The organism is Mesorhizobium sp. WSM4884, from assembly GCF_029625675.1.
In the GTDB taxonomy this organism is placed as follows: domain Bacteria; phylum Pseudomonadota; class Alphaproteobacteria; order Rhizobiales; family Rhizobiaceae; genus Mesorhizobium.
The window spans coordinates 218,957-242,662 of the sequence record NZ_JARTVO010000002.1 but is presented as its reverse complement, the minus strand read 5'-3'; the positions used below and the strand labels follow the sequence as shown (position 1 = coordinate 242,662).

Genomic DNA, 23,706 nt, shown 5'->3' with positions numbered 1-23,706 from the left:
ATTTCCTTTGCGTTTCGGGGCCGACACGAGATGAGGGGTCCGTGTGACGTGGGTTCCGCCTCGCTAGTAGCCGCCCTTCTTGCCCACGCCGGCAAAGGTGAATTCATAGTCGACGCGGAAGGGCGCGGGCCACGCCGCCACGCCCGTCTCCTTGTCGACATGCCTCCCGAACTGCGCGTGGCCGCCAGATGCGCCAAAGGAAATCGTGTAGCTCAGGCTGTATTTGCCCGGTCCCATCAGCTTAACGTTGTCGCCATAGTGGGGGCCGTCGCTGGCGACCATGGGCATCAAAACGCCGCCGGTTTGCCGATTGTCAACGAGCTTGGTCAGCACATATTCGATTTTGAGGTTGGGGATCCAATCGCCTTCGACGAAGCCGTTTGCGTTGCCGCGCGCTGCATGGATATCGGCCTCGAGATGAATGTCGGAATCGGCCGGCGGCTTCATCATGTCGGCCGGTTCCATCTCGATCGGCTGCAGGTACACGGCGCCTATTTCCATGCCGTTCGTGAGCTGAGGCTTGCCGATGGGATATTCCATCGCGCAAACGCCCGAAGCGCCGGCCAGCAGGGCCGCGACGGATGAGAACAAAATCGACTGACGTGACATACCGGCCTCCTGGCTGCCGACGGCACCGACCTGTGCCTTCAAAGGATATCTCCGGAATTGAGACGGGCCTCGACCTGCTCCGGATCGACAGATCGATAACATGATTAAGTTTGTCTACTTATTCGCCGGATCGATTGGCTCTTTGCGCCAGCGCAAAGAGCGCGACGTTTTTCTGGACGTCGCATTCTCGCGGCCACAAGGGTCAGCCCCGCGCGCTCAGCAAGCCGCGCGCCAGCGAGCGCACCATGCCGACGAACGTCACCGTCCACGCCGCCAGGGCGATGTAAAGGAACGCATGGGGCAGGGCCGACAGAAAACCGAATTCCATGGCACGATCCATCTGCCAGGTGCAGGCGGCGTACATGCCGAGTGGAAATACCGCTCCCCAATACAGCGGGTCGTACTCGAACGGAAAACGCTCGTAGCCGTAACGCCAGATGCCCAGCAAAAGCAGCATGGGTATCCACCAGGTTCCGGTCGCCCAGTAGAAGACCGTGAAGCCCTTCAGGAAAGGCAGCAGGGACATCAGGTACGGTGCGTGCGGCGCGTTCAGTATCAGCAAGGATCCGGCCAGCGTCGAAATTGCCATCGCGCCCATGTTGATCCAGTAGGGTGGCGCCAGATCGCCGGGCGAAAAGCGAAAGAACGCGTAGCGGTAGAAGATCAGCGACATCATCCAGATGTAGAGCATGCCGCCCCACAGCCACATGGATAAAGCCATCAGATTGAGTTCGAGCCGATAGGGTTGGTCGATGCGCGCGGCAAGCAGCGCCGTGGATACGGACAAGGCTTGTGTCGCCACCACCGCCAACAGCCAGCCGCCGTTGATACCCTTGTCGAGAGTGGGCTTCTGGCGCCTGACGGTGAAAGCCGTGAAGATCGTGTAGGTCAGGCATACCCACAGAACAATGGCCAACGCCCATAAGGCCGCGCCTGCGGCAATGTTTTCGCGCAGGATCATGAACTGGCTCGCAAGGATGCCAGTGCCGGCCACCGTGGTGAAATAGCCCGGTCCGGTAAGATGAGCGACCATGTCGCCGAAAAACCGCCGGGGATAGCGCCATGCCCGCAGGCCGTAGAGCAACCATAGGACCGCATATTGCCCTACGTTGAGAAAGAACAACGCGAGCGCAAGGTTCGGGTGTTCCATCATGGAGGCCGCGAGGGACACAATGCCGGTGGCCATGACCAGCGCGAAATAGGCGGGTGACATATCAGCCAGCTTCAGTTCCGGCCGCGCCGAATTCGAGTCACTGCTTCTGATCGTCATATCTCTGACCGCAACAACATCACCGGAAGCGGACTGCGAAGCAAAGCTGCAAATCGCCCGCACGGTATTTACCTGCGACAACTTGAAGAGACCGCTAGATCGACCTGTTGGCGCTGATCTGGATCAATCGAATCCAGCGACCCCGACAGAGTCTCGGCCCGGCCGGCAGATGCCTCGATATCCGCGATGATGGCGGGCCAGCCGCGATGATCAGTCAGATTGCGAAGCCCTAGGCGTCCGCATCATCGATAAGCGGGTCGGGGGCGCATGCGGCGGCAAGGCGGGATGCATCGAGAATTTCGATCGTCTGGCCGTCGACGCGGATACCTGACTCTCCCAGGCCCGACAGCGCGCGCGAAAATGACTCTCGGGTAATGCCGAGCTCCGAGGCGATAAGCGTCTTCTCGAACGGCAGAACGGCTCGGTCCGGCGTGCCTTGCCGCTTCGACAGGGCCAGTAGATAGCATCCGACACGCTGGGTCGCGGTTCTCAACTTGAGGTTCTTGATCTGACGGACCATGCGTCGAAATTGGTGCGCGAGGCTTCCGATCACGGCGTGCGCCAGCAAAGGATCGTCGTCGACGGCCGCTCGAAACGCTGCCGCGTGAATCAACAAAAATCGCGAAGGCTCGGGCACCCGGGCCTGCATGAGATAAGGCGCGCCGGTCAGGACGGCGGCGGGGATGACGAGATCCGGGGCCCGGACAGCCTCGATCAGGACTTCGCGGCCCTCGGCCGATCGTCCGAACAATTGCGCGGATCCAGCCAGCACGATCAGTTGGAAGTTCGGCACTTCGCCTTGTTCGAACAGGACGGTGCCTGGAGAAACGCTGTGCACCATGGCATGCCGCAGCAGCTCGCTCCGGCGGGATGCTGGTAGCCCCCGAAACAGCGGCAGTTCTTCCGGCACCACGCCCTCATGCGTCATTTCATCCAACAAAGATTCTTCTCCGATTTGCGGCGTTTCCATCACCGCCCGCATCGTCTGTGACAAATGTCACACCGCGCCTTGATTTGGATCAATGCTGCGCGGTGCCGGCTTAGCCATGTTGGCCCCCGTTCTTGAGGCCAACTGTCAAAGAGGCTGCCGACAATGAAAGCGACCGTGAATGAGAAGTCCGGTCAAATCCTGGGCGCGAGCACGGCCGCATTCACGGTATGCTTCGCGGTCTGGACTATCTTCTCCATCATTGGCATTCGCATCCGCCAGGAACTCGGCCTGAGCGAGACGCAGTTCGGCCTGCTCGTCGGCACGCCGATCCTGACGGGCTCCCTGATCAGGGTCGCGCTTGGCATCTGGACAGACCGCTATGGCGGCCGGATCGTCTTCACGGTGAACATGCTGGCGGCCGCGGTCGCGACTTTCCTTCTGTCCTATGCCCACACCTATCCGCAGATGCTGGTCGCCGCCCTCGGCGTCGGCATCGCCGGCGGTTCCTTTTCGGTTGGTGTCGCATATGTGTCGCGCTGGTTTCCGCCGCAAAGACAAGGCACGGCGCTCGGCATCTTTGGCGCGGGCAATGTCGGTGCCGCGGTCACCAAATTCCTCGCCCCCTTCGTGCTCGTCGCCTTCGGATGGCAGGCCGTGGCGCAGGTCTGGGCAGCGGCCCTCGTCGTCATGGCAGTCATCTTCTGGCTCACGACGGACGATGATCCGGTCATCGTCGAACGCCGGCGCTCAGGCATCAAGCCGAAAAGCGCCTGGCTCGAGCTCGAGCCTCTGAAGAACGTGCAGATCTGGCGTTTCGCGCTCTACTATTTCTTCGTGTTCGGCGCCTTTGTCGCGCTCGCGCTCTGGCTGCCGCAATATCTCATCAATGTCTACGGCCTCGACATCAAGACCGCCGGCATGATCGCGGCGTTCTTCTCGGTGCCGGCGAGCCTGTTTCGCGCCTATGGCGGACACCTTTCGGACAGCTTCGGCGCGCGCCGCGTGCTCTACTGGACCTTCTTCGTCTCGGTCGTGGCGACCTTCGTCCTGTCCTATCCGCCGACCGACTACATCGTCCATGGCGTCAACGGCACGACGACCTCCTTCCACATCGAGATGGGCCTTTTCGGCTTCATCGTCACGATCTTCGTGCTCGGCTTCTTCATGGCGCTCGGCAAGGCCGCCGTCTACAAGCACATCCCGGTCTATTATCCCGACCATGTCGGTTCGGTCGGCGGGCTTGTCGGCATGATCGGCGGCCTGGGCGGCTTCGTGCTGCCGATCCTGTTCGGCTTGCTGCTCGACCTGACCGGCCTCTGGACGAGCTGCTTCATGGCGCTCTTCCTGCTGGTCTCCGGCGCGCTGCTCTGGATGCATGTGGCTATCCGCCAGATGGAACGCGGAACCGTCGGCGAGGCTCTCGCCAAGCTGCCGCCTTTTCCCGAAATGCAGCAAATGCCTGAGCCCGTGGCAAAGACACGGACGGGCGGCGCCCTTACCGACTGGCGTCCGGAGGATAAGACCTTCTGGGCTGAAACCGGCCGCCGCATCGCGAAGCGCAACCTGTGGCTTTCGATCCCGGCGCTGCTGCTTTCCTTCGCCATCTGGCAGGTGTGGTCGGTCGTCGTCGCCAAGCTTCCGCTTGTCGGTTTCACCTTCACCACCGATCAGCTCTTCTGGCTCGCCGCTCTGCCCGGAATCTCCGGGGCGACGCTGCGCATCTTCTATTCCTTCATGGTGCCGATCTTCGGCGGCAGGCTCTGGACGACGCTGACGACGTGGTCGCTCATCATACCGGCTGTCGGCATCGGCTATGCGGTACAGAACCCCGACACGCCTTATATCGTGTTGTTGATCCTGGCGCTGCTCTGCGGCTTCGGCGGCGGCAACTTCGCCTCCTCCATGGCCAACATCTCCTTCTTCTTCCCGAAGGCGGAGAAGGGAAATGCTCTTGCGCTCAACGCCGGCCTCGGCAATCTCGGTGTCAGCGTCGTCCAGTTCGTCGTGCCGCTGGCGATCACCACCGGGATATTCGGCTGGCTCGGCGGCGATCCGGCCATGGTCAAGGGACCGACGGGCGATGCGCCGCTCTGGCTGCAGAATGCCGGCTTCGTCTTCGTCCCGTTCATCATAGTCTCGGCCTTCGCGAGCTGGTTCGGCATGAACGACATCGCTTCGGCCAAGGCATCATTCAGCGAGCAGGCCGTGATCTTCCAGCGCCGTCACAACTGGATCATGTGCTGGCTATACACGGGCACTTTCGGATCCTTTATCGGTTATTCGGCCGGCTTCCCGCTGCTCACGAAGATGCTGTTTCCGGACGTCAACGCGCTCCAGTTCGCCTTCCTCGGCCCGCTCGTCGGCGCCCTCTCGCGCTCAGGTTCCGGCTGGCTTGCGGATAAATACGGCGGCGCGCGCGTCACCTTCTGGGCCTTCGTGCTGATGATCGCAGGCGTCGCCGGAGTCTTGTGGTTCATCGGCATCAAGGATCAGCCGGGCGCGTTCTTCGGCTTCTTCGCGGCCTTCCTGCTTCTGTTCTTCGCCACCGGCGTCGGCAACGCCTCCACCTTCCAGATGATCCCGGTGATCATGGCCAAGGAGATGGGCCGCTTGTTGCCCAAGGCCAACGCCGAAGCGCGTCGCCAGCAGGCGGAGAAGGAGTCCGCAGCCATCACCGGCTTTACCTCGGCGATCGCGGCCTTCGGCGCGTTCTTCATACCGAAGAGCTACGGCACCTCGATCGCGCTCACGGGTTCACCCAACGCCGCGCTATGGGCCTTCCTGCTGTTCTACGTGAGCTGCCTGGCCATCACCTGGGCCGTCTATACCCGCAAGGGCGGCCTTCTTCACACCATCGAGCGCGCCAAGCGCGACGCGCCCATCCATCCGGCCGCAGCCGAATAACCAGGGACGAAGCAATGTCGCATTTTCTCGACCGGCTAACCTTCTTTCGCAAGACCGTCGACAGTTTCTCCGACGGCCACGGGATCGTGACCAATGAGGATCGCTCCTGGGAAGACGGCTATCGCAAGCGCTGGCAGCACGACAAGATCGTGCGCTCCACCCATGGCGTGAATTGCACCGGCTCGTGCTCGTGGAAGATCTACGTCAAGGGCGGCATCGTCACTTGGGAGACGCAGCAGACCGACTATCCGCGCACGCGGCCCGATCTGCCCAATCACGAGCCTCGCGGCTGCGCGCGCGGCGCCTCCTACAGCTGGTATCTATATTCCGGCGCCCGGGTGAAATACCCGATGATCCGCGGCCGGCTGTTGAAGTTGTGGCGGGCCGCCCGCGCCAAGATGACGCCCGTCTCGGCCTGGGCCTCGATCGTGGAGGATACGAACAAGCGTCAGTCCTACATCTCGATCCGCGGCCATGGCGGCTTCGTGCGCGCCACCTGGGACGAGGTGAACGAGCTCGTTGCAGCCGCCAATGCCTACACCGCCCGCAAGCATGGTCCGGACCGCATTATCGGCTTCTCGCCGATCCCGGCCATGTCGATGGTGTCCTATGCGGCCGGCTCGCGCTATCTGTCGCTGCTCGGCGGCGTGTGCATGTCGTTCTACGACTGGTACTGCGACCTGCCGCCGGCAAGCCCGCAGACCTGGGGCGAGCAGACCGACGTCCCTGAAAGCGCCGACTGGTACAATGCCGGCTTCATCATCGTCTGGGGATCCAACGTGCCGCAGACGCGCACGCCTGACGCGCATTTCTATACCGAGGTGCGCTACAAGGGCACCAAGAGCGCCGTAGTCTCGCCGGATTATGCCGAGGCGACGAAGTTCGCCGACATCTGGCTCAATCCGAAGCAGGGAACCGACGCCGCGCTGGCGCTCGCCATGGGCCACGTCATCCTGCGCGAATACCACCTCGACCGCAGCGTCGCCTATTTCGACGACTATGCCCGACGCTATACCGACATGCCCTTCCTAGTGCGGCTTGCGGAGCGCGACGGCAGGTTCGTCCCCGAGCGCCTGCTGCGCGCCTCCGAGATCAGGGGAGCCCTCGGCGAAAAGAACAATCCGCAATGGAAGACGGTCGCCATCGACGAGGCGAAGGACGCGTTGGTGGCGCCTCTCGGATCGGCCGGTTACCGCTGGGGCGAGCAAGGAAAATGGAATCTCGAGGAAAAGGACGGCAAGGGGCGGGATGTTCGGCTAAAGCTCACCCTTGCCGGCGACGGCGCCGACATCGCGGCCGTCGATTTTCCGTATTTCGGCGGCCGCGCGAGCGAGCATTTCGTGGCCACCGAGCACGGCGAGATCCTGACCCGCAACATCCCGGTCCGCACGATAAAGACCGTCGACGGGCCGGCGAAGGTCGCGACCGTCTACGACCTGCTCATGGCCAACTACGGCCTCGACCGCGGCTTCGGCGGCGCCAATGTCGCCTCTTCCTATGATGACGACGTGCCGTTCACGCCCGCCTGGGCCGAGCGCATCACCGGGGTGAAGCGCGACGCCATCGTCACCGTGGCGCGCGAGTTCGCCACCAATGCCGAAAAGACCAACGGGCGCTCGATGGTGATCCTGGGTGCTGGCCTCAACCACTGGTACCACATGGACATGAATTACCGGGGGATCATCAACCTCCTGGTGTTCTGCGGCGCCATCGGCCAGTCCGGCGGTGGCTGGTCGCATTATGTCGGCCAGGAAAAGCTGCGCCCGCAGACCGGCTGGACACCGCTCGCCTTCGCGCTCGACTGGGCGCGCCCCCCGCGCCACCAGAACTCGACGTCCTTCTTCTACGCGCACACGGACCAATGGCGATACGAGACCCTGACGGCGGCGGAGATCCTGTCGCCGACAGCGCCCGAAGGGGACTGGAACCAGAGCTTCATCGACTACAATGTTCGCGCCGAGCGCATGGGCTGGCTGCCTTCCGCGCCGCAGTTGAAGCAGAATCCGCTCGACATCGCCAAGCGCGCCTCGGCGGCTGGCCTCGAGGTCAAGGACTATGTGGCGAAAGCGCTGAAGTCGGGCGAACTCGACCTCGCCTGCGAGGACCCGGACGATCCGGCCAATTGGCCGCGCAACATGTTCGTGTGGCGCTCCAACATCCTCGGCTCCTCCGGCAAGGGCCACGAATACTTCCTGAAGCACCTGCTCGGCACCAGGCACGGCGTCATGGGTAAGGATCTCGGCGCCGAAGGCAAGGTGCGCAACAAGGAGGTTGTCTGGCACGACGAGGCGCCGCAGGGAAAGCTCGATCTTCTGGTCACGCTCGACTTCCGCATGTCGACGACCTGCGTCTACTCCGACATCGTGCTGCCGACCGCGACCTGGTACGAGAAGAACGATCTCAACACCTCCGACATGCATCCCTTCATCCATCCGCTGTCGGCGGCGGTGGACCCTGCCTGGGAAGCGCGCTCGGACTGGGATATCTACAAGGGCCTTGCCAGGGCCTTTTCGGCGGTCGCGCCGGAGGTTCTGGGCGTGGAGAAGGACGTCGTCCTCACTCCGATCCAGCACGACACACCCGGCGAGATCGCCCAGCCCTTCGATGTCGCCGACTGGAAGCGCGGCGAGATCGAACCGCTTCCCGGCAAGACGATGCCGGCCGTTAGCGTCGTCACGCGCGACTATCCGAACCTCTACGCCCGCTTTACCGCGCTCGGCCCGCTGATGACCGAGATCGGCAATGGCGGCAAGGGCATCGGCTGGGACACGGCGCATGAGGTCGAGGCGCTCGGCGCGCTCAACGGCGTCCAGGCCGCCGGCTCCGCCAAGGGGCAGCCGAGGATCGAGACGGACATCGACGCCACCGAAGTCATCCTGATGCTCGCGCCCGAAACCAATGGCGAGGTCGCGGTCAAGGCCTGGGAGGCACTCTCCAAGGCGACCGGCCGCGACCACGCCCATCTCGCCATCCCGAAGGAAGACGAGAAGATCCGTTTTCGCGACGTTCAGGCCCAGCCGCGCAAGATCATCTCCTCGCCGACCTGGTCCGGCATCGAGAGCGAGAAGGTCTGCTACAATGCCGGCTATACGAACGTCCACGAACTGATCCCGTGGCGCACCCTGACCGGGCGCCAGCAGCTCTATCAGGATCATCTGTGGATGCGGGCCTTCGGCGAAGGCTTCATCACTTGGAAGCCGCCGGTCGACCTCAAGACGATTCCCGCCGTCAAGGGACTGAGGCCCAACGGCAATAAGGAAATCGTCCTCAACTTCATCACGCCCCACCAGAAATGGGGCATCCACTCCACCTACAGCGACAATCTCCTGATGCTGACGCTCAATCGTGGCGGTCCGGTCGTTTGGATTTCGGAGACCGACGCCAAGGCCGCGGACATAGTCGACAACGACTGGGTCGAGGTCTTCAACGCCAACGGAGCGCTTACGGCCCGCGCCGTCGTCTCCCAGCGCGTCAAGCAGGGCATGATGCTGATGTATCATGCGCAGGAGAAGATCGTGAACACGCCGGGCTCCGAACTGACCGGCAACCGCGGCGGCATCCACAATTCGGTGACGCGCACGGTGCTCAAGCCGACGCACATGATCGGCGGCTATGTCCACCAGTCCTACGGCTTCAACTACTACGGAACCGTGGGCTCCAACCGCGACGAGTTCATCGTGGTCCGCAAGATGGCGGCCGTCGACTGGCTCGAAGAACCCTTACAAGCCAATGCTCCCAAGGAGGCAGCAGAATGAAGATCCGCGCTCAGATCGCGATGGTGCTGAACCTCGACAAATGCATCGGGTGTCACACCTGCTCGGTTACCTGCAAGAACGTCTGGACCAACCGGGAAGGCGTCGAATACGCATGGTTCAACAATGTCGAGACCAAGCCGGGCGTCGGCTATCCCAAGGAGTGGGAGAACCAGCAGAAATGGAACGGCGGCTGGCGCCGCAAGAAGAATGGCAAGATCGAGCCGAAGATGGGCGCCAAGTGGCGTATCCTTGCCAACATCTTCGCGAACCCTGATTTGCCGGAGATCGACGACTATTACGAGCCGTTCACTTTTGACTACGAACACCTGCACACGGCGAAGGAATCGAAGGCTTTCCCCACGGCCCGCCCGCGCTCGGCCATCACCGGCGAGCGGATAGAAAAGATCGAATGGGGTCCGAACTGGGAGGAGATCCTCGGCGGCGAGTTCGAGAAGCGGTCGAAGGACGTGAACTTCGAGGGCGTCCAGAAGGACATCTACGGCCAGTTCGAAAACACCTTCATGATGTACCTGCCGAGGCTTTGCGAGCACTGCCTCAACCCGGCTTGCGCGGCGGTGTGCCCGTCGGGAGCCATCTATAAACGCGAGGAGGACGGCATCGTCCTGATCGATCAGGACAAGTGCCGCGGCTGGCGCATGTGCGTCTCCGGTTGCCCCTACAAGAAGATCTACTACAACTGGTCGTCGGGCAAATCGGAGAAGTGCATCTTCTGCTTTCCGCGCATCGAGGCGGGCCAGCCGACCGTTTGTTCGGAGACCTGCGTCGGGCGCATCCGCTATCTCGGCGTGATCCTCTACGACGCCGACCGCATCGAGGCGGCCGCCAGCACGCCGCGGGAGAAAGACCTCTATCAGGCGCAGCTCGACGTCTTCCTCGATCCGAACGATCCGGCCGTCATCGCCCAGGCCCGCGCCGACGGGGTTCCCGACAACTGGCTGGAGGCGGCCAAATTGTCGCCGGTCTGGAAGATGGCGATGGAGTGGAAGATCGCCTTTCCGCTGCACCCTGAGTACCGCACCCTGCCGATGGTCTGGTACGTGCCGCCGCTCTCGCCCATCCAGTCTGCCGCGGCCGCCGGCAAGATGGGGCTGGACGGCGACATGCCGGACGTGCGCAGCCTGCGCATTCCGCTCCAGTATCTCGCCAATCTGCTGACGGCGGGCAATGAGGAGCCGGTGGCGCTCGCGCTCGAACGCATGCTGGCGATGCGAAGCTATATGCGGGCAAAGACGATCGACGGCCGTCTCGACGAGTCGATCGCGGCGCGGGTCGGCCTGACCGGCTCGGCCATCGACGAAATGTACAAGGTGATGGCGATCGCCAATTACGAGGATCGTTTCGTCATCCCGACGTCGCACCGCGAATGGAGCGAAGACGCCCAGGACATGCGCGGCTCCTGCGGCTTCTCCTTCGGCAACGGGTGCTCGGGCGGTTCCACGGAGACCAACCTCTTCGGCACTAGGCAGACCAAGCGGCCGACAAACCCGATGGAGATCGCGTGATGGTGATGCCGCTCTCGAACAGGACCTTCAAGGCGCTCTCGGCGCTCCTTTCCTATCCGACCGAGGAGCTTTGCGCGGCGATCCCGGAAGTGGCCGCGGCGATTGCGGCCGAGCGATTGGTATCGGACGAAGCGGGCAAGCAGTTGCAGCCCTTGCTTGCCGATCTGGCCACTCTGGATGTCTACGATCTCCAGGAGCGTTACGTCGAGCTGTTCGACAAGACGCGCCGTCACTCGCTGCACCTCTTCGAGCACATCCATGGCGAGAGCCGCGATCGCGGCCAGGCGATGGTCGATCTGATCGAACATTATCGGCGTGGCGGGCTTCTCGTCGCGGCAAACGAATTGCCCGACTTCATCCCGCTTTTCCTCGAGTTCCTCTCTGCCCGTCCCTTTGAGGAGGCGCGCGGCCTGCTCGATGAAACCGCCCACATCTTCTCGCTGCTGGAAGAGCGGCTCGCTAAGCGCAACGCAGGCTATGCCGCCGTGTTCACGGCCATACGCTCGATTGCCAGCGAGCCTCCCGTGGTCGCGGCCGACGCCGAAATCGACGAACCCGACGACCTGGCGGCCATCGATGCCGCCTGGGAAGAGACCGCCGTCGCATTCGGTCCCGGAAATGCGGCCGACGGCTGTTCCGTCGACCGGCTGAGAATCCAGATGCGCGCCGCCAATCGCGATGCGCGCAACAATGCGGCCTGACGGAGGGAAGCCATGTCCGACACAATCAACGACGCGCTCCTTGGCTGGTACCCTTATTTCTGCCTGACCATCTTCCTGCTCGGCAGCCTGATCCGCTTCGACCGCGAGCAGTACACCTGGAAGACGGGTTCCTCCCAGCTGCTGCGGCGGCGCCAGCTGCGCTGGGGCTCCAATCTCTTCCATGTGGGCATACTGGTGATCTTCGGCGGTCATTTCGTCGGCCTGCTGACGCCTATCTGGGTCTTCGATGCGCTCGGCGTTTCTCACAGCTTCAAGCAGGGTCTTGCCATCACCGCCGGCGGCATCGCCGGTGTTGCCTGCTTCATCGGCATATCGCTTCTTGCCCATCGCCGGCTGTTCGATCCGCGCATCCGCAACACCTCGGCGCCCGGCGACATCGCGATCTTGTTGTTGCTCTGGCTGCAGCTCACGCTTGGCCTTTCAACCATCTTCGTCTCGCTCGGTCATATGGACGGCCACGAGATGGTGAAATTCATGAATTGGGCGCAGGGCATTCTCACCTTGCAGCCGGCGGCCGCGGCCTACGTCGCCGACGTCAACCCGATCTTCAAGGCGCATCTCCTGCTCGGCATGACGATCTTCCTGGTCTTCCCGTTCACCAGGCTGGTTCATGTCTGGAGCGCGCCGGTCTGGTATCTCGGCCGCCCGGGTTATCAGGTCGTGCGCACACGCTTCGCGACCCGCCGGCAGCCAGCGCCGGCGCCGGCGATGCGGTCGCCCGCTCCGGTGCGGCGGCCCGCTGCCGCTCCCTCCCACCAGCCTGCGGAGTAGACCATGGCTGCGCTCGTTATCGATCATTCGGCCGGCCGCAAAACGTCCGAACATCCGCACGAACACCGACCCGCGGCTCCCGACACGGCGCCGTCCCGCGAGCGCGTGGCGATGCCGCCGGTCACCGTCAACGGGGTGGCGATATCGCGCAAGGCGATCGCCGCCGAGGTGCAGAACTTTCCCGCCCGCAATCCCGGCGAGGGCTGGCGTGCCGCGACCCGTGCGCTCGTCATCCGCGAGTTGCTCCTGCAGGAGGCGCGGCATCTCGGTATCGCCGCCGAGCAGAGGACCGACCAGGATGGGCGCAGGGAGACTATCGAAGACGCGCTGGTGCGCGGCCTGATCGAGCGCGAGGTACGCGTTCCCGAGGCGGACGAGGAGATGCTGCGGCGCTTCTACGAGAACAATCTTCGCCGCTTCGTGACGCCGCCGCTTTATGAGGCCGACCATATTCTCGTAGCTGCCCGCCGCGATGATCGCGAGGCCTTTGCCGCCGCGCGTGAGAAGGCGCTGTCGCTCAGGTCCAGCCTTGCGGCGGTGCCCGAGCGTTTCGCGGTGCTGGCGCGCGACTGTTCGGATTGTCCGTCGGGACCCCTTGGCGGCAGCCTCGGCCAGATCGGGCCGGGCGACACGACGCCGGAATTCGAGGCCGCTCTCGGCGATCTCGCACCAGGTGAGATTTCTTCGCCGGTGGAGACGCGTTACGGCGTCCACCTCATCCGCCTGACGCGGCGCATCGATGGCCGCCAGCTTCCGTTCGAGGCCGTGCGGGAACGCATCGCGTCCTATCTGGCCGAGCACGTCAGCCGGCAGGCGACGGCGCAATACGTCTCTCTGCTTGTCGGCCGGGCGGACATCGGCGGCATTGTCATAGACGGCGCTTCCTCGCCGCTGGTGCAGTGAGGCGGATGCGATGCTCGGAGATATCATTGCCTCGCTGGAGGACCCGAAAGCGGCGATGGCAATCGTTTCCGCTTTCGAAGAGCCGGCCTTGGCCGCGCGACTGACCGCCGCTGCCGATCAGTCCGGTCGTTCGCCGGCCGATATCGTCGGCTCGGCCGTTCGCAATTTCGTGGACACCGCATCCGACGATCTTTGGACGCAACTCATCGGCATCATGAACCGTGCGCAGGATCCGGGTCTTGCGGCCATGCGCGCGATTCTCGAAAAGACGCTGCGGGACGTCGAGGCATGACCGCGCCGGCAATACTGCCCGACAGTTGCTTCTGCGCCGGCGCAGGTGCGGTGCCCTTCGAGACGGCGCGAAGCGTTGCCGTCGCATTGGCGCGGCCGCTGGGTCAGTCGGAAATGGTGCCGTTGGCCGATGCCGTCGGACGTCTTGTGGCGACGGCCATCGAAGCGCCTCGCGCTATTCCGCCTTTCGATCAGGCGGCAATGGACGGCTATGCGATAAGCCTCGCCGGCAGGACGGGCCTGCCTCTGGTTCTGCCCATAATAGGCCGCACCAGCGCGGGTGATCCGCCGGGTGTGCTGGCTCCGGGCGCTGCGCACCGCATCATGACGGGCGCGGCATTGCCCAAGGGCGCGGACACTGTCGTCATGCAGGAGCAGACGACGCGGCGGGGCGATCTCGTGCAGTTCGCGTTCGACGTGGCGCCAGGCGCGCACATTCGCAGGGTCGGCGAGGATGTGAGCCAAGGAGCCTGCGTCCTTCGTCAAGGCTATATGATCGGCTGGCCGGAAATAGCGCTTCTTGCAGCGATCGGAATCGATAATGTCCCCGTTGCGCGTCGCGTGCGGATCGCCGTTATCACGACCGGCTCCGAGCTCCGCAGCACCGGCGGGTCGCTTGCACCCGGCGCGATCTACGACTCCAACGGTCCGCTTCTCGCTGCTCTCCTGGCGGGGCCGAACGCCGATATCGCGTTGTCGACTGTCCGCGACGACACCGCGGCCATCGCCCGAGTGCTCGAAAACAGCGCGAAATCGGCGGATCTGATCATCACCACCGCCGGCATGTCAGTTGGCGAAGAGGACCACGTGCGCAACGCCGCAATGCGTGCCGGAGGCCAACTCGATGTCGTCAAGGTGGCAATGAAGCCAGGCAAGCCGTTGGCAATCGGCAAGATAGGGGAGGCGTGCTTCGTCGGATTGCCAGGCAACCCGCAGGCCGCGGCTTTCGGGGCGCTCGCCTTCGCACGCCCGATCGTGGCGACCCTTCTTGGTCAGCGGCCGGCGAGGCGGATCACGGCCGAGTTGGCCTTCACATGTTCCCGCAAGCCGGATCGGACGGAATTGCTGCCGGTCCGCCTGAATGTCGAGCAGGGTCGATTGAGCGCCTGCCGCAGCGGCCCGGATGGCTCGCACAGAATGATGCCGATGTTATCGGCCGACGCCATAGCGATTGTGCCGGGTGCGTCGATGCCTGCCGAGCCTGGCATGCCCGTCGAAGTGCTTCCATTCAGCCCTGGGTGCTTTGCGAGATAGACCGATGGCCTTGGGCGCCGCCTCGCTGGTCTCAGCGCATAAGACCGATCCGGTCGAGTCTGCTGCACGGCAGACAAATTCAAACTGAAGGAGAACCCCATGCAGGGCATTCGTCCCGACTGTCCCATGACCGCGATCGTCTATTCGAACGGTTCGGAGTTCGAGGCATTCCTGCGGGAAGTTACTGCCATCATGGTCGAGCGGGGCATGCGCTTGGCTGGCCTTGTCCAGCTAAGCGAACCGAAACCGGGTCGCGTGAAATGCGACATGCATCTGCGGGATCTCGCGACAGGCAAGCTCCATGGCATATCCGATGATCGAGGTCCCCATGCTCGAGGCTGTGTTTTGAATATCGATCGGCTGCTCGGCGCCTGTGAAGCCGCGGGAGCGGGATTGTCCGGTCAGACCGATCTGCTGGTTCTCTGCAAATTCGGAAAGACCGAGGCCGAAGGAGGTGGCTTCAGGGCTCTGATCGCCAAGGCGCTCGAGCTTTCCGTACCCGTGCTGATCGGCGTTCCCGTCGTCAATCTTGCACCGTTCCGCGAATTTGCAGCCGACCTCGCCCGGGAAATCGAACTGTCTCATCTTTCGTCAGATCGGTTCGCGGCCGTGGAGCGTCTGCTCCGCGGTAGCTTGATGCGTGACCCCAACCAATCCCAGGATGGGAGAATGGCCGGTGCCGAGGTGGCTTGAGATCATTCTGCGCTCCATCGTTGCCGGCGGAGCTGCGGGCGCTTGTGCAGCTGTCGTCAATTTGACCGGAGGCCCGTCGGTTTTGATTTCTTTGGCCGCGATCCTGATAGTGTTCGGCGTCTCCGGCGATTTCCGCCAGGACTAAACACTTCACCGGCTTGCTCAGGTTATCCAGCCTGCGGTGCTTCACCGGCGGGCGGGCCACCGCGCAGCGCTACGTAGATCGCCGGAATGACGAGCACGGTCAGCAGCGTCGAGGAGGCGAGGCCGAACAGCAGGGATATGGCAAGACCCTGGAAGATCGGATCGGTCAGGATCACCGCGGCGCCGATCATCGCCGCGAGCGCGGTGAGCAGGATCGGCTTGAAGCGGATTGCGCCGGCCTTGAGCAGCACGCCGACGAGCGGCTCGTCCGTCCCCCTGGCGTGCCGGATGAAATCCACCAGTAGGATCGAGTTGCGCACGATGATGCCGGCGAGCGCGATGAAGCCGATCATCGAGGTTGCCGTGAAGGGCGCGGCGAAGGCCCAGTGGCCGAGCATGATGCCGATCAGCGTCAGCGGGATCGGGGTCAGGATGACCAGCGGCAGCTTGAACGAGCCGAACTGCGCGACGACGAGAATGTATATGCCAAGGATCGCCACCATGAACGCGGCGCCCATGTCGCGGAACGTCACCCAGGTCACCTCCCACTCGCCGTCCCACAATAAAGTGGGCTTGGATTCGTCGTCCGGCTGGCCGTGCAGCGCGATGGCCGGTTTGGGCACGTTGCCCCAGTCCGCCTTGGCGATCGCGTCATCCACGGCAAGCATGCCATAGACCGGCGCCTCGAACGCGCCGGCCAGTTCGCCCATCACCATCTCGGCCGGGCGCCCGTTGTGGCGGAAGATCGGATAAGAGGCCGGCTCCCGGCTTATCCGCACGACGTCGCCAAGCTCGACAACGTCGCGCGCGCCGGGCAGCGCGTTGGCTGCCACCGGCGTTGCCAGGGCGCGCTGGTCGACCACGCCGTTTGTCTTGGACAAGGCGATGCGAATCGGGATCGGCAGGCGTCCGCCGCCCCGGTGCGAGTAGCCGACCGTGGTCCCGCCGTAGAGATAGCTCAGCGTGTCGTACACGTCCGCTTGCTCGACCTTGTAGTATTCCAGATTGTCCTGGTCGATCGAAAGCCGGAGCCGTTCCGGCTGATTGTGGAAGCTGTCATCGACGTCGACGATGAACGGGACGCTGGCGAAGGTCTCGCGCACCTTGGCCGCGACCGCACGGCGGGTCTCGGCGTCCGGGCCGTAGATTTCAGCCAGCAGCGTGCCGAGAACCGGCGGCCCCGGCGGCGGCTCGACCACCTTCAGCACCGTGCCCGCCGGCATCGCCATTCCCCTCAAGCGATCGCGCAAGTCGAGCGCAACGGCATGGCTGGCGCGGCTGCGCTCGCCCTTGGGAAGCAGGTTGACGGCAATGTCGCCCTGTTCGGGGCTCGATCGCAGGTAGTAGTGGCGCACCAAGCCGTTGAAGTTGAAAGGCGCGGCGGCGCCTGCGTAGGTCTGGAACGAAACCACTTCCGGCACCGAGGCCAGCCGGTTCACGGCGGCCTGCAGCAGCCGGTCGGTGTCCTCGACCGACGAGCCCCTGGGCAGGTCCGCCACGATCTGGAGCTCGGTCTTGTTGTCGAAGGGCAGAAGCTTGACCGTCACGTGCTTGGTGTAGATCAGCGCCATGGACCCGATCGTGGCGATACCCACGACCAAAAGGAACGCCCACGCCCGGAACCGCGACTTCAAGATCGGCCGCGCCACCGCGACATAGATGCGTCCCAGCACGCCGCCATGCGCACTGCCGGCATGGCCATGCGCGCCGGCCTGATCCTTGCCGCCTAGCTTCATCATCAGCCATGGTGTCAGCATCACCGCGACGAAGAAGGAGAACAGCATCGCGGCCGATGCATTGGCCGGGATCGGGCTCATATAGGGGCCCATGAGGCCGGAGACGAACAGCATGGGCAGCAGCGCCGCCACGACGGTCAGCGTCGCCACGATGGTGGGATTGCCGACCTCGGCGACCGCATCGATTGCAGCCTGGGTGCGCGAACGGCCATCGTCCATCGCCCAGTGGCGCGCGATGTTCTCGATGATCACGATCGCGTCGTCGACGAGGATGCCGATGGAGAAGATCAGCGCGAACAGGCTGACGCGGTTCAGCGTGTAGCCCATGACGCGCGATGCGAACATGGTCAGCAGGATCGTCGTGGGTATCACCACGGCCACCACCAGAGCCTCCCGCCAACCGATGGCGACGGCGACCAGGAGAACGATGGAGACGGTCGCCAGGCCGAGATGGAAGAGCAATTCGTTGGCCTTCTCATTGGCCGTTTCGCCATAGTTGCGCGTCACGGCCATCTCGACGTCCTTGGGGAAGATCTGGCCGCGCACCTGATCGAGGCGCTTGACGATCGTATCGGCGATGACGACCGCATTGGTACCCGGTCGCTTCGCGATCGCCACCGACACGGCCGGCGTGCGCTCGAGACCTTTGTCGGACTTGACGATGTCGGTGACGCGGTTCTCCGCCGGCGACGTCGCGAGCACGATGCTGGCGACGTCGCGGATATAGACCGGCCGGCCGTCGCGAGCGGTCAGCAAAAGGTTGCCGATGTCGGACAAAGCCTGCAGTGTCTGGCCGGCCACCAGCAGCCGCTGGTTGCCCTGGTCGCGCACCGTGCCGATCTGGAAGGAACGGTTGGCGCCCGCGATCTTGCCCGTCAACTGCTGCAGCGTGATGCCGTAGAGCGAGAGCTTTTCCGGATCCGGCTCGACCTGGATCTCTTCCGGCTGCTCCCCGACTATGTAGGTGAGGCCGATATCGGGAAGCTTTGCGACCTCGACCTGCAGTTCATGCGCAAGACGCGTCAGATCCGCAGAGGAGTAGCGCGTCGCTGCCTGTCGCGCCGGCGTCAGCGTCACCACCACGATGGCGACGTCGTCGATGCCGCGCCCGACGATCAGCGGCTCAGGGATCCCGACGGGGATGCGATCCATGTTGGCGCGGACCTTGTCGTGGACGCGCAGGATCGCGGCGTCCGAGCTGGTGCCGACCTTGAAGCGCGCGGTCACCAGCGCGCCGTCATCCGTGGTCTGCGAGTAGACGTGCTCCACGCCGGCTATGCCCTTGATGATCGTCTCCAGCGGCTCGGTCACGAGCTTGACGGCATCCTCGGCCTTCAGGCCGTTGGCGGACACGTGGATGTCGACCATGGGCACGGAGATCTGCGGCTCCTCCTCGCGCGGCAACGTAACCAGGGCCACAAGCCCGAGCGCCAGCGCGGCGAGCAGGAACAGAGGCGTCAACGGCGATGCGATGAAGGAACGGGTAAGCCAGCCGGCGATGCCGAGTTTCATGGCAGGACGACCTTGTCGCCATCGGCAAGACCGCTCAGGATCTCGACGCGAGGCTGGCCGGCGTCCTGGAATTCCCCGCCCAACACGACCGCGACCTCGAGCGGGCCGTCGGCCGTCTCGACCGTGACGTAGTCTATGCCGTGCACGGTCTTGAGTGCCTCAGGCGGAACGCCCAGCATGGTCCGTTTGGCAACCGGTATGGAAACCAGCGTGCGCTCATTGACGAAATAGGTCCCGATATCGATGACTTCGACGTCGGCAATGACGCGGCCGTTCTCGATCTCGGGGTAGACCTTCGCGATCCGCCCCTCGCTGGCCTTGACGAAGCCGGCATTGGTACCCGTGCCGCGTTCGCCGATGTCGACGCGGGCGCCTTCCGTTATTTCGACGGCATGCCGTTCCGGCAAGGACAGTCGCAGATAGTACTGGCCCGACGCTACCCGTGCGACAGATTCGCCCGCCATGACCACCGAGCCGGCGGCCACCGGTACCGTCAGCACCCGGCCGTCGGCCGGAGCCAGGATATCGCCTTCCCTGGTGCTTTGCTCGATGACCGCCTTCTCGGCAATCGCTGCCGCCAGCTGGTTCGTGACGACATCGAACTGCGTCTTCGCGGCATCGACCCGGCTTTGAGCGGCGGCACCCTTGGCGAGCAGGTCCTGCGCGCGCTGCAGATCGGTGCGGGCGCTGTCGAGTTGCGAATTCAGCGCTGCGATCTTGGCGTCGGCGGCTCTGAGCTGCAGTGCGAGCTTGTCGTCGACGACCGTGGCAATCACGTCGCCCTTGCTTACCTCAGCGCCCTCCGAGACGCGGACGGACGCGACGGTTCCCGAAATCCTCGCCCTGGCCGGCAGGATGGTGTGGCTCTCCACCTGTCCATACACAGCCTTCATCTCGGTGACGGCCGCGGCCTTGACAGTGAAATCGGCGGCGCGTGCATCGACCGCGACAAGGCCGGCGGCGCCGATCAGAACAATGCTCGCGAGGGCCGATCGTATGGTTCTCATTATGCTTGTCTCGTCGATTGAAATGGCTCGGGAGGCGACTGGGCCGCCTCCCGATCAGCGACCAATTTGCTCGCGATGACGTGCCGCTATTTGAACGCCACGCCCGGCTTGCAGCCGAGCTTCTTGAAGACCATCGCCGCCGGGCAGAAGCCCGTGACCGAGGCCTGCACCATGTTGAGCCCGGCGAATGCGGTCAGCAGGAACCAGTAGGGCGAATAGTAGATGCCGAGCGCGAGCGATATCAGCACCATGAAGCCCGCGAACATGAGAACTGCCCTGTCTATCGTCATGATCCCTTTTTCTCCTGGATACCGCCGTGCCTATTCGGCCGGCTCGATGTGGATGGCCTTGAGTTTCTTGATGCCGAGAACATCGAGCGCCAGCCCCTCATAGAAGGTCTCGCTCTTTCCCTGCCGCACCTTGTGGAGGAAGTATTTCTCGAACCCGACCTTCGCCGCGTGGACCCACTTGCCCTGCGAGGACCAGTTGACGTTGCGGGGAGGGATCTGCGGCTGCGCGACGAAGGCTATGCCTTCGTCGCCGAAATCGGCGAGGCAGACCGCATTCCATGTCGCGACAGCCCGCGGCTCCTCGCCGCGCAGAAGCGCGCCGATGTTCTCGGCGGTGGCCGTGACCATGGATTCGATCATGAAGCCCGTCTTCGGCACGCCCACGGGAAGCGGTGTCTTGCCGACCGGCGGAATGGCGACGCAGACGCCGATCGCAAAGATGTTCGGATAGGTCTGGTTGCGCTGATGCTTGTCGATGGTGACGAAGCCGCGTGGATTGACCATGCCCTCGACACCCATCACCGCCGGCACGCCGCGGAAAGCCGGCAGCATCATCGAGAAGGCGAAGGGAAGGTCATGCTTGGCCTTGGTCGTCCCATCGTCGTTGACTTCCTCGACATGCATCACGCCGGCGTCGACCGAAGCCACCTTGGCGTTGGTGACCCACTTGATGTGGCGATCGCGCATGGCGCTCTCGAGCAGGCCCTTGGTGTCGCCGACTCCGTCGAGGCCGAGATGGCCGATATAGGGCTCCGGCGTCACGAAGGTCATCGGCACGCGGTCGCGCACCCTGGTCTTGCGCAGCGCGGTGTCCAGGATGAAGGCGAATTCATAGGCCGGGCCGTAGCAGGATGCGCCCTGGACCGCGCCCACGACTATCGGGCCTGGCTTGCGGACCAATTCGTCGAACCTCGCCCGCGCGGCGACGGCATGATCGATCTGGCAAATGGATTGGGTGTGTCCGGCAGGTCCGAGACCCGGTACCTCGTCGAAAGCAAGATCCGGGCCGGTCGCGATGATCAGATAGTCGTAGTCGACGAAGGAGCCGTCGTTGAGCTCGACGCGGTTTTCCTTTGCATGCACCTTCTTCGCGCCCTCGGGGCGCAGCGCGATGCCGCGCCTTTTGAAGGTGCCCGCCAGGTCGACGGTGACGTCCTTGCGCTCCCGCCAGCCGACGGCCACCCAGGGATTGGAAGGCACAAAGGAATAGGACGTGCCGAGCGTGACGACGGTCAGCCGATCCTCGCCGCGCAGCTTGTCGCGCATTTCATACGCCATGATCGTGCCGCCGAGACCTGCTCCGAGGACGACGATGTGGGACATGATATCCTCCCGTTGGTTCGATCTTCGCAGCATCCTGCGCGGGAAAATCGCGCTCCGCGTTGATCGGGCTCAATTTCCAAACGGGGCGACGCAATTGTAAGGTGACGGCGTCGAAGAGCCCGAATGGCAAGCTTGCATGTAACATTCAAAGATTATAAATTCAAGAACATGAATGTAAGAGAATTGATCCCGGCCTCAGGCAAGGCGGCGGAACTCCTCCGCAGCCTGTCCCATCCACAGCGTTTGCTCGTGCTGTGCGCCCTCGGCGACGAGGAGCGCTCGGTGGCCGAGCTGCGCGAACTGCTCGACATCGACCAGGTGCCGATGTCGCAACAGCTTATGCGGCTGAGGGCCGACGGGCTGGTCGAGGCGCGCCGCGACGGGACCACCGTCTATTACCGCATCACCAGGCCGGAAGTGCTGACGGTCATCGAAGCGCTACATTCGGCTTTCTGCCCGAAGTAGGTGACCGCAGCTTTGAGGCTGGGGAGAGCTTCTTGCTCGCCGCCCGTTCTTCGCTTGATCCACGTCAAGGCAGCGCAACCGGATCTGCAATCTCCTTTTCGCATTGATGCATTAGGCGGACGAACGCCCACGCGATCCGATTGTGGAGAAGACACATGATCCTGAATAATGACACCCTTGTCGCGGTTACGGATGGCGAGAAGTTGCGGCTGTTCCACAACAAGGGCCACGAACCGCATCTCGATTTGATCGAAATCGAGGATCCCGTCCTTGAAGTAGCCCGCGCCGGATCCGGCGGCAGGCACCGCAGTTCTACCGCCAACCCGGACAACTCCCGGTTGCGTGAGGATGATTTTGCCGGGTCGGTTGCGGCCTATCTCAACCACCAGGCGCTCGAGGAAGCGTACGAGCACATATTGGTGATCGCCGATCCGCGCACGCTTGGCGAAATGCGCAGACACTACCAGCCGTCGTTGAATGCGAAGCTGGTGGGCGAGATCGGCAAGGATTTCGTCAAACATTCGGTGGAATCGATCAAATACGCCGTCGCGGCGGCGTGAGCGGAGATCGTGCGTCGCCATCATGGACGGCGACGCACATTCGCGGTCGGGTCAGGTCACGATAGCGGCCGATGTCCGTGATTGCGGCAGTCAGCCCACTTCGGCGAATGGCGTCGCCGATCTCTCCGCCGGCTCTGCCGGGCGGCCATGCAACATGTCCAGTCGGGCCAAGAGCTCGGTCTGCACGCTCTCGACGATACGCGCCGCACCCGAATAGATGCTGCCGTTATTGCCATCCAACGTGATCACCGCGCCTTCCGGAAAGATGGCGCCGCCGATGTTGACCTCGTTTCGCGCGGCGTCGATCCTCATTGTCACCGAGCTGCCGTGCGACGACATGCTCTCAGAGAACATTAGGGGGCCTTGATCCGTGCGACCAAGCGGACAGCGGATGCTTCTCGGCTTGCCTGCTGTTTCCTTCCTTCAACTGGACTCGATCGGAATTGACGTACGTCAAAGCGCATTTGGACTGACCAGGCGATCATGCGGGATGTGAAGAGCTTGGAAGCCCTGCTGTGCTTGGACGATCTTGTCAGATCTGGCAGCGAGACCATCGGACCGCAAGCGGTACCTTCGGTGCGACGTTGCTTGCTTTCGGGCTTGCTCTTTTCCTGCTGCTGCTTTCGGGCCAGGCGCAGGCGCACGAGTTCGATGCTTCACAGGATGTTTCTTCAGCCAACGTCATTCCGTCAATCGGCGACTGCAAAGTCGATCGATCGATCTCGATGATGACCGTTCCTGCCGTGTCTGTTCCGAGTGAACCAGGCTGTGATGGCGGTGCACTCCAGAGCAAATGCGACCTGTGTGCGGGCGGCCATTGCTTCGGCTGTTCGGCTGCGGTTCTTGCAGCGGCATCGGACGTCGGCCTTGTAGCGGAGTCCTACGGCCCCGCTTTGCTCGACCAATCAAGTTTCGCGCTGGCCAAGCCCGACGAAGCCTTTCGGCCTCCTCGCTCCACTCCCTGACGACCTGCTCGGCGAGCGAACCTCACGCTTGCCGGTCGGGGTCGCTCTTTGTGCTGGGCCTGTGCTGGCTCCGGCAGC

The 23,706-nt window shown here is 63.5% G+C and carries 20 protein-coding genes; 12 read left to right on the top strand and 8 right to left on the bottom strand.

All coding sequences use genetic code 11. The features are described from left to right. Positions 1-63: 63 nt before the first annotated feature. The 3 genes from P9236_RS03765 to P9236_RS03755 form a co-directional block, all read right to left on the bottom strand. On the bottom strand, positions 64-609 hold the full coding sequence (locus P9236_RS03765) for an iron transporter (protein ID WP_278073255.1): 546 nt from the start codon (positions 607-609) through the stop codon (positions 64-66). Between the two features lie 202 nt (positions 610-811). Continuing rightward, positions 812-1,879 carry a tellurite resistance/C4-dicarboxylate transporter family protein gene (locus P9236_RS03760; protein ID WP_278073254.1) on the bottom strand — a complete coding sequence of 356 codons (1,068 nt, stop codon included), beginning with the start codon at positions 1,877-1,879 and terminating at the stop codon, positions 812-814. Positions 1,880-2,108: 229 nt separating this feature from the next. Next, positions 2,109-2,873 (bottom strand): helix-turn-helix domain-containing protein, encoded by a 765-nt coding sequence (locus tag P9236_RS03755; RefSeq protein ID WP_278073253.1) that lies wholly within the window; start codon positions 2,871-2,873, stop codon positions 2,109-2,111. A 99-nt stretch (positions 2,874-2,972) separates the two neighbouring features. On the opposite strand from P9236_RS03755, the gene P9236_RS03750 reads away from it, so the two are divergent. From P9236_RS03750 to P9236_RS03710, 9 genes are all read left to right on the top strand, one after another. After that, on the top strand, positions 2,973-5,714 hold the full coding sequence (locus P9236_RS03750; RefSeq protein WP_278073252.1) for an MFS transporter: 2,742 nt from the start codon (positions 2,973-2,975) through the stop codon (positions 5,712-5,714). 14 nt (positions 5,715-5,728) lie between these two features. Next, positions 5,729-9,469 (top strand): nitrate reductase subunit alpha, encoded by a 3,741-nt coding sequence (locus P9236_RS03745; protein ID WP_278073251.1) that lies wholly within the window; start codon positions 5,729-5,731, stop codon positions 9,467-9,469. After that, complete coding sequence (gene narH / locus P9236_RS03740; RefSeq protein WP_278073250.1) at positions 9,466-10,992, top strand: nitrate reductase subunit beta; 1,527 nt, start codon at positions 9,466-9,468, stop codon at positions 10,990-10,992. The genes P9236_RS03745 and narH overlap by 4 nt, the downstream gene beginning before the upstream one ends. Next, on the top strand, positions 10,992-11,693 hold the full coding sequence (gene narJ, locus P9236_RS03735; protein WP_278073249.1) for a nitrate reductase molybdenum cofactor assembly chaperone: 702 nt from the start codon (positions 10,992-10,994) through the stop codon (positions 11,691-11,693). Before narH ends, narJ begins: the two co-directional genes overlap by 1 nt. Before the next feature lie 12 nt (positions 11,694-11,705). Continuing rightward, positions 11,706-12,485 carry a respiratory nitrate reductase subunit gamma gene (gene narI / locus P9236_RS03730; protein ID WP_278073248.1) on the top strand — a complete coding sequence of 260 codons (780 nt, stop codon included), beginning with the start codon at positions 11,706-11,708 and terminating at the stop codon, positions 12,483-12,485. Between the two features lie 3 nt (positions 12,486-12,488). Then, entirely contained in the window at positions 12,489-13,388 is a 900-nt protein-coding gene (locus tag P9236_RS03725; protein ID WP_278073247.1) for a peptidylprolyl isomerase, read from the top strand. Between the two features lie 10 nt (positions 13,389-13,398). Continuing rightward, entirely contained in the window at positions 13,399-13,680 is a 282-nt protein-coding gene (locus P9236_RS03720) for a hypothetical protein (protein WP_278073246.1), read from the top strand. Beyond that, positions 13,677-14,933 (top strand): gephyrin-like molybdotransferase Glp, encoded by a 1,257-nt coding sequence (gene glp / locus P9236_RS03715; RefSeq protein ID WP_278073245.1) that lies wholly within the window; start codon positions 13,677-13,679, stop codon positions 14,931-14,933. The genes P9236_RS03720 and glp overlap by 4 nt, the downstream gene beginning before the upstream one ends. Before the next feature lie 99 nt (positions 14,934-15,032). Further along, the gene (locus P9236_RS03710; protein ID WP_278073244.1) at positions 15,033-15,626 is read left to right on the top strand and encodes a DUF2478 domain-containing protein; all 594 of its coding nucleotides are present in this window, start codon (positions 15,033-15,035) and stop codon (positions 15,624-15,626) included. A gap of 167 nt (positions 15,627-15,793) precedes the next feature. Here P9236_RS03710 and P9236_RS03705 read toward each other — a convergent pair whose 3' ends face one another. From P9236_RS03705 to P9236_RS03690, 4 genes are all read right to left on the bottom strand, one after another. After that, a complete protein-coding gene (locus P9236_RS03705; protein WP_278073243.1) occupies positions 15,794-19,018 on the bottom strand; it encodes an efflux RND transporter permease subunit in 3,225 nt (1,074 codons plus the stop codon). Beyond that, positions 19,015-20,025, bottom strand: coding sequence for an efflux RND transporter periplasmic adaptor subunit (locus tag P9236_RS03700; protein ID WP_278073242.1), 1,011 nt, complete (start codon positions 20,023-20,025; stop codon positions 19,015-19,017). The genes P9236_RS03705 and P9236_RS03700 overlap by 4 nt, the downstream gene beginning before the upstream one ends. Before the next feature lie 86 nt (positions 20,026-20,111). After that, positions 20,112-20,315 carry a DUF2892 domain-containing protein gene (locus tag P9236_RS03695; protein WP_127248327.1) on the bottom strand — a complete coding sequence of 68 codons (204 nt, stop codon included), beginning with the start codon at positions 20,313-20,315 and terminating at the stop codon, positions 20,112-20,114. Between the two features lie 30 nt (positions 20,316-20,345). Continuing rightward, positions 20,346-21,638: an FAD/NAD(P)-binding oxidoreductase gene (locus tag P9236_RS03690; RefSeq protein ID WP_278073241.1), complete on the bottom strand. Its 1,293-nt coding sequence runs from the start codon at positions 21,636-21,638 to the stop codon at positions 20,346-20,348. A gap of 123 nt (positions 21,639-21,761) precedes the next feature. On the opposite strand from P9236_RS03690, the gene P9236_RS03685 reads away from it, so the two are divergent. Beyond that, on the top strand, positions 21,762-22,103 hold the full coding sequence (locus tag P9236_RS03685) for a metalloregulator ArsR/SmtB family transcription factor (RefSeq protein ID WP_347405167.1): 342 nt from the start codon (positions 21,762-21,764) through the stop codon (positions 22,101-22,103). Between the two features lie 155 nt (positions 22,104-22,258). Continuing rightward, a complete protein-coding gene (locus P9236_RS03680) occupies positions 22,259-22,663 on the top strand; it encodes a host attachment protein (RefSeq protein WP_278073239.1) in 405 nt (134 codons plus the stop codon). A gap of 90 nt (positions 22,664-22,753) precedes the next feature. Here P9236_RS03680 and P9236_RS03675 read toward each other — a convergent pair whose 3' ends face one another. Beyond that, positions 22,754-22,975: a hypothetical protein gene (locus P9236_RS03675; protein WP_278073238.1), complete on the bottom strand. Its 222-nt coding sequence runs from the start codon at positions 22,973-22,975 to the stop codon at positions 22,754-22,756. 203 nt (positions 22,976-23,178) lie between these two features. Here P9236_RS03675 and P9236_RS03670 point away from each other — a divergent pair, with 203 nt between their 5' ends. Continuing rightward, the gene (locus P9236_RS03670) at positions 23,179-23,628 is read left to right on the top strand and encodes a hypothetical protein (protein WP_278073237.1); all 450 of its coding nucleotides are present in this window, start codon (positions 23,179-23,181) and stop codon (positions 23,626-23,628) included. Positions 23,629-23,706: the final 78 nt, after the last annotated feature.

Coding starts and splice junctions, on each gene's coding strand:
- P9236_RS03745 (WP_278073251.1), top strand. CDS start 5,729: ATGTCGCATTTTCTCGACCGGCTAACCTTCTTTCGCAAGACCGTCGAC.
- P9236_RS03690 (WP_278073241.1), bottom strand. CDS start 21,638: ATGTCCCACATCGTCGTCCTCGGAGCAGGTCTCGGCGGCACGATCATG.
- P9236_RS03720 (WP_278073246.1), top strand. CDS start 13,399: ATGCTCGGAGATATCATTGCCTCGCTGGAGGACCCGAAAGCGGCGATG.
- P9236_RS03765 (WP_278073255.1), bottom strand. CDS start 609: ATGTCACGTCAGTCGATTTTGTTCTCATCCGTCGCGGCCCTGCTGGCC.
- glp (WP_278073245.1), top strand. CDS start 13,677: ATGACCGCGCCGGCAATACTGCCCGACAGTTGCTTCTGCGCCGGCGCA.
- P9236_RS03700 (WP_278073242.1), bottom strand. CDS start 20,025: ATGAGAACCATACGATCGGCCCTCGCGAGCATTGTTCTGATCGGCGCC.
- narI (WP_278073248.1), top strand. CDS start 11,706: ATGTCCGACACAATCAACGACGCGCTCCTTGGCTGGTACCCTTATTTC.
- narJ (WP_278073249.1), top strand. CDS start 10,992: ATGGTGATGCCGCTCTCGAACAGGACCTTCAAGGCGCTCTCGGCGCTC.
- narH (WP_278073250.1), top strand. CDS start 9,466: ATGAAGATCCGCGCTCAGATCGCGATGGTGCTGAACCTCGACAAATGC.
- P9236_RS03705 (WP_278073243.1), bottom strand. CDS start 19,018: ATGAAACTCGGCATCGCCGGCTGGCTTACCCGTTCCTTCATCGCATCG.
- P9236_RS03750 (WP_278073252.1), top strand. CDS start 2,973: ATGAAAGCGACCGTGAATGAGAAGTCCGGTCAAATCCTGGGCGCGAGC.
- P9236_RS03685 (WP_347405167.1), top strand. CDS start 21,762: ATGGCAAGCTTGCATGTAACATTCAAAGATTATAAATTCAAGAACATG.
- P9236_RS03680 (WP_278073239.1), top strand. CDS start 22,259: ATGATCCTGAATAATGACACCCTTGTCGCGGTTACGGATGGCGAGAAG.
- P9236_RS03760 (WP_278073254.1), bottom strand. CDS start 1,879: ATGACGATCAGAAGCAGTGACTCGAATTCGGCGCGGCCGGAACTGAAG.
- P9236_RS03710 (WP_278073244.1), top strand. CDS start 15,033: ATGCAGGGCATTCGTCCCGACTGTCCCATGACCGCGATCGTCTATTCG.
- P9236_RS03675 (WP_278073238.1), bottom strand. CDS start 22,975: ATGAGGATCGACGCCGCGCGAAACGAGGTCAACATCGGCGGCGCCATC.
- P9236_RS03695 (WP_127248327.1), bottom strand. CDS start 20,315: ATGACGATAGACAGGGCAGTTCTCATGTTCGCGGGCTTCATGGTGCTG.
- P9236_RS03725 (WP_278073247.1), top strand. CDS start 12,489: ATGGCTGCGCTCGTTATCGATCATTCGGCCGGCCGCAAAACGTCCGAA.